The sequence below is a fragment of the Mesorhizobium sp. M7A.F.Ca.CA.001.08.2.1 genome, assembly GCF_003998455.1.
GTDB lineage: Bacteria > Pseudomonadota > Alphaproteobacteria > Rhizobiales > Rhizobiaceae > Mesorhizobium > Mesorhizobium ciceri.
Genome location: NZ_RZPW01000440.1, coordinates 1 through 5,295 on the forward strand (window position 1 = coordinate 1; position 5,295 = coordinate 5,295).

4 protein-coding genes are annotated in these 5,295 nt (G+C 64.0%); 3 read left to right on the plus strand and 1 reads right to left on the minus strand.

The genetic code is table 11. The features are described from left to right. Both EN914_RS23140 and gndA read left to right on the plus strand, forming a co-directional pair. A partial coding sequence (locus EN914_RS23140) for a copper resistance D family protein (protein ID WP_164778863.1) occupies window positions 1-889 on the plus strand: 889 nt, incomplete at its 5' end. Between the two features lie 148 nt (window positions 890-1,037). Further along, window positions 1,038-2,465 (plus strand): NADP-dependent phosphogluconate dehydrogenase, encoded by a 1,428-nt coding sequence (gene gndA / locus EN914_RS23145; RefSeq protein WP_024504418.1) that lies wholly within the window; start codon window positions 1,038-1,040, stop codon window positions 2,463-2,465. 17 nt (window positions 2,466-2,482) lie between these two features. On the opposite strand, the gene EN914_RS23150 is transcribed toward gndA, so the two are convergent. Continuing rightward, on the minus strand, window positions 2,483-3,538 hold the full coding sequence (locus EN914_RS23150) for a LacI family DNA-binding transcriptional regulator (RefSeq protein ID WP_013529538.1): 1,056 nt from the start codon (window positions 3,536-3,538) through the stop codon (window positions 2,483-2,485). A gap of 404 nt (window positions 3,539-3,942) precedes the next feature. Here EN914_RS23150 and EN914_RS23155 point away from each other — a divergent pair, with 404 nt between their 5' ends. After that, on the plus strand, window positions 3,943-5,181 hold the full coding sequence (locus EN914_RS23155; RefSeq protein ID WP_013529539.1) for an ABC transporter substrate-binding protein: 1,239 nt from the start codon (window positions 3,943-3,945) through the stop codon (window positions 5,179-5,181). Window positions 5,182-5,295: the final 114 nt, after the last annotated feature.

Genomic DNA, 5,295 nt, shown 5'->3' on the forward strand with positions numbered 1-5,295 from the left:
GTCGCTGGCCGGTCCCCGTGCCACCGCCAAGCCATTGGCGCTGGCCGGCCTGGCCGGGGTGGGGATTGCACTTGCCGCCAGCGGCCATGCCAGTGCCGCCGAACCGCAATGGCTGACGCGGCCGATGGTGTTCCTGCATGGCGTCTGCATCGCGTCGTGGGTCGGCGCATTGGTCCCACTCGGGCTGGCGCTCAAGGGGCAATCGGCGGAGGCCACGCCATTCCTGCGGCGATTTTCTTGGGCGATCCTGCCCGTGGTGGCCGTGCTTGCCGCTGCCGGCACCGTGCTTGCCGTCATCCAGGTGCAAACGCCCGCGGCATTGGTCGACACCGCCTATGGAAGGCTGCTGCTGATCAAGCTCGGGCTGCTGGTCTTTCTGTTCACGCTCGCTGCCGTCAACCGCTGGAAACTCACGGCATCGGCCGAGGCGGGATCGACGGAAGTTCAACGCAGGCTGGTCCGCTCGATCGGCGTCGAGATGTTGATCGTGTTGGCGATTTTCGGCGTTGCCGCGGGCTGGCGCTTCACACCGCCGCCACGAGCCCTGGCGATCGCGGCAGCGCAACCGGTGTCGGTCCATATCCACGCGCTGCAAGCGATGGCCGATCTCAACTTCACTCCCGGCCATGCCGGCCCGGTCGTTGCCTCGATGGTCATCATGAGCGGCGATTTCGGCCCGCTCGACGCCAAGGAGGTAACGCTTGTGCTGTCAAAGCCCGATTCCGGCATCGAACCCTTGAAGCGCACGGCGACCAAGCCCGGCGACGGCAGCTGGCGCGTCGACAACCTCGTCATTCCGGTGCCCGGTCGGTGGACGGTGCGCATCGACATACTGGTCTCGGATTTTCAGATGGTGAAGATCGAGGCGCCCGTCGACATCAGGCCGTAGGCGGGACTGCCAGGTACCTCTACACGGGCACGACCGACAATCCGGGCAACACAATTCGGCGAGGCGGTTGACGCAGGCGTCAAGGCCCGTCAATCATCGCCCGCAAAATCGCGGTCTCAACAAACGATCCGAGAGCAGGGAAGAAACGATGGAAAAAGCCGAAATCGGCCTGATCGGCCTTGGCACGATGGGCTCCAACCTGGCGCTCAACATCGCCGAGCACGGGCACCGCATCGCTGTCTTCAACCGCACCAGGGCGCGCACCGATGCCTTTGTCGAGAATGCCGGCGCACTCAGGGACATGGTCGTGCCCTGCTACAGCCTTGAAGAGCTCGCCGCCGCGATCCGGCCGCCGCGCCCGATCATCATCATGGTGCTGGCCGGCAAGCCGGTCGACGAACAGATCGCGGCACTGCGTGGCGTGCTGTCGGCCAACGACATCGTCATCGATGCCGGCAACGCCAATTTCCGCGACACGATGCGGCGCTTCTCCGAGCTTTCCGGTTCGGGTCTCACCTTCATCGGCATGGGCGTGTCCGGCGGCGAGGAGGGGGCACGCCACGGGCCGTCGATCATGGTCGGCGGCACGGAGGACTCATGGAAGCGCGTCGAGAAGGTGCTGACGGCGATCTCCGCCAAATTCAAGGACGAACCCTGCGCGGCATGGCTCGGCACCGACGGCGCCGGACATTTCGTCAAGACCATCCACAACGGCATCGAATATGCCGACATGCAGATGATCGCGGAGATCTACGGCATCCTGCGCGACGGCCTGGGCATGGGTCCGAAAGAGATCGGCACGGTGTTTGCCGACTGGAACAAGGGCCGGCTCAACTCCTACCTGATCGAGATCACCGCCAAGGTGCTGGCGGCCGACGATCCGAAGACCGGCAAACCGGTGGTCGACATCATCCTCGACCGCGCCGGCCAGAAGGGCACCGGCAAATGGTCGGTCATCGAGGCGCAGCAGCTCGGCATCCCGGCCACCGCGATCGAGGCGGCGGTGGCGGCGCGCGTTCTGTCGTCGATCAAGGACGAGCGGCTGACGGCGGAAAAGGCCTATGGCAACATCGGCGTGACGAAGATTTCCGGTGACAAGGACGCCTTGCTGAAAGATCTGGAACTGGCGCTGTTCGCCGGCAAGATCGCCGCCTACGCCCAAGGTTTTGCGGTGATGAGCGGCGCGTCGAAGGAATTCAACTGGAACCTGCCGATGCCGACCATCGCCAGGATCTGGCGCGCCGGCTGCATCATCCGCTCGCAGATGCTCGACACCATGGCGGAAGCCTTCAGCAAGGGCGGCGCCTCGACCAACCTTCTGATGGCGCCGGCCTTCATCTCGCTGATGCAGGGAGCGCATCCGTCGCTGCGCCGCATCGTGGCGAGGGCTTCGGAGGCCGGCTCGCCGGTTCCGGCGCTGTCTTCCGCACTTGCCTATTTCGACAGCTATCGCCAAGGCCGCGGCACCTCGAACCTGATCCAGGCGCAACGCGACTTCTTCGGCGCGCACGGCTTCGAGCGTATCGACGACAAAGGCGCGTTCCATGGGCCGTGGGGAAGCGGTGCGGCTGGCTGACAAGCCGGCCCAAGAGCCTAAACGGAAACCGGCGGGCTGAACGCCTGAACCTCGCTGGTGGCGACCAGGCGCTGCAACGATCCGGGTGCGGCGCCGCCGATCCAGCCGAGCACGGAGCGGGCGAGATCGGAGCCGGCCAGGCGGAAGTTCTCGTTGACGACGAGCAATTCCGGCCGGAACAGGTGCAACAGGTCCGACGATTGCTTGGACACGACATCGACGTCGCGGCCAAGCTTGAGGCCGGCATCTTCAATGCCGGCGACGATAGCCAGTGTCGCGGCGGCAGCGCTGCTGACGAAGCCGTCCGGCCTGTTCTCGCGGCGCATCACCTGCGCGGTCCTGGTCCTGATCTGCTCGATCGTGTGATCGATGGAAACGGTGTTGAACGGAATTTCGCTGGCGCCGACCTCGCTCAGCGCATCGGCAAAGCCGTTCAGCGTGTGGCCATAATAGGTCAGCCCGGGTGGCGGCGACAGAAGCGCCAGCTTGCGCCTGCCCATGCTCGCCAGGCGGCGCACGGCTTCCATCGCGAATACATGGTTGTCGAAGTCATGGTAGGGGTGGACCAGGCCCATGTCGGTGCGGCCATGCGTGGCAAAGGGCATGCCGTGCTCGAGCATGTAGCGGGCGCGTGGATCGTTCGGTTGGGTGCGCGAGATGATGACGCCATCGGCCGAGCCGGTCTCGACGAGATAGCGGATCGGCTCCATCGGATCCTGCGAGCGGGAATAGGGCGTGACGATCAGGTGATAGGGCGTTTCGGCGAGCACTTCCGAAACGCCGTAGATGATGTCCGAGACGAAGCTCATGATCTCGCGGTCGGTGTTGAGCACGAGGCTGATGACATTGGTCCTGCCGGTGCGCAGACGCACGCCGGCGCGGTTCGGCCGGTAGCCGATCTGCTTGGCGACGAGTTGGACGCGGCGCCTGGTCTCGGCGCCGATTTCCGGGGCATCCTTCAAGGCGCGTGACACGGTGGTGACGCCGAGCCCGGTCATGAAGGCAAGCGTCTTCAACGTCGGCCGTCCCTGTGCCGAGTTCTCCCCGTTCTTGTCCGTACGCTGTCTGTCCATTCGTCCCGCCCGTCAGGCGCATAGCAGCCGCGGGCCATGTCGGCAATCGCCGTCATAGCGATACGATATGCGTCCCAGCCCCGGCAAAGCGTCAATATACTGAAACGTTACAGATTGCCAGTATCGAGATGTATGTCCTCGTCATGAGGTGGATGGTTCTTTTTGCGAAACGCATTGGGATTCCAGGAGAAATCGCCCCTGCCGCCGCCTTTTGCCCGTATCTGGCGGTATCTCGGTGTTTGCGTTGCAGCAAACCTTGCTGCAGTGCATGAGAAGCGCGATCATTCAGGCGAATTTGTTCGCGGCCCGAAAAAATATCGAGGGCGCTTCGTTGATGGGTTGCACAGCCCGCGCAATTGCCGTATCGAAAATCTGTAACGTTTCAGATTCTGGGAGGAGCCGAAATGCGATACAGATTTTTGACCGCTGCCCTGGCGGCGACGGCTGCACTGCAATTTGCCGGTCAGGCGGCCGCGACGGACCTGGAAGTCACGCATTGGTGGACTTCAGGCGGCGAGGCCGCGGCGGTTGCGGAACTTGCAAAGGCATTCGATGCGACCGGCAACCACTGGGTGGACGGCGCCATTGCCGGTTCCGGCGGCACGGCGCGGCCGATCATGATCAGCCGCATCACCGGTGGCGATCCGATGGGCGCCACGCAATTCAACCATGGCCGGCAGGCGGAAGAGCTGGTGCAGGCCGGCCTGATGCGCGACCTCACCGACGTCGCCACCAAGGGCAAGTGGACTGATGTCGTGCGGCCGAAGAGCCTGCTCGACGGCTGCACCATCGACGGCAAGATCTATTGCGTGCCCGTCAACATCCATTCCTGGCAGTGGCTGTGGCTGTCCAACGAAGCCTTCGCGAAGGCCGGCGTGCCGTTGCCGAAGGACTGGAATGAATTCGTGGCGGCAGCGCCGGCACTGGAGAAGGCCGGCATCATCCCGCTCGCCGTCGGCGGGCAAGCCTGGCAATCCTCCGGTGCCTTCGACGTGCTGCTTGCGGCTGTGGGCGGCACGGACACATTCCTCAAGGTCTACAAGGACAAGGATGCCAAGTTCGCCGCCGGGCCCGAAGTCGCCAAGGTCTTCAAGGCCGCGGACGATGCCCGCAAGATGGCGAAGAACACCAATGTGCAGGACTGGAACCAGGCGACCAACCTGGTCATCACCGGCAAGGCCGGTGGCCAGATCATGGGCGACTGGGCACAGGGCGAGTTCCAGGTTGCCGGCAAGACCGCCGGCAAGGATTATACCTGCCTGCCGGGCCTTGGGCTGAACGAGGTCATAGCCACGGGCGGCGACGCCTTTTACTTCCCGCTGCTCAAGGATGCCGACAAGAGCAAGGCGCAGGAGGTGCTGGCCGAGACGCTGCTCGATCCCAAGACGCAGGTTGCCTTCAATCTGAAGAAGGGTTCCCTGCCGGTGCGCGGCGACGTCGATCTCAACGCGGCGAACGACTGCATGAAGAAAGGCCTCGCCATCCTCGCCAAGGGCGCCGTCATTCCATGGACGGACCAACTGCTTTCACAGGACACCCAGAAGCAGAAGGAAGACCTTTTCGCCGAATTCTTCGCCAAGCCGGAATTGACCGTCGAAGACGCACAGAAGCGCTTCGCCGACCTCATCGCTTCGGCGGACTGACGCTGGCGGCAACCCACCTCGCTCCCGGCCTTGCGAATGCAGGGCCGGGAATGCACCGCCCTTACCCAGCCGGCTGACGAGATGAGCAAGAGCGAACGCCCCAACCTTCTGTTC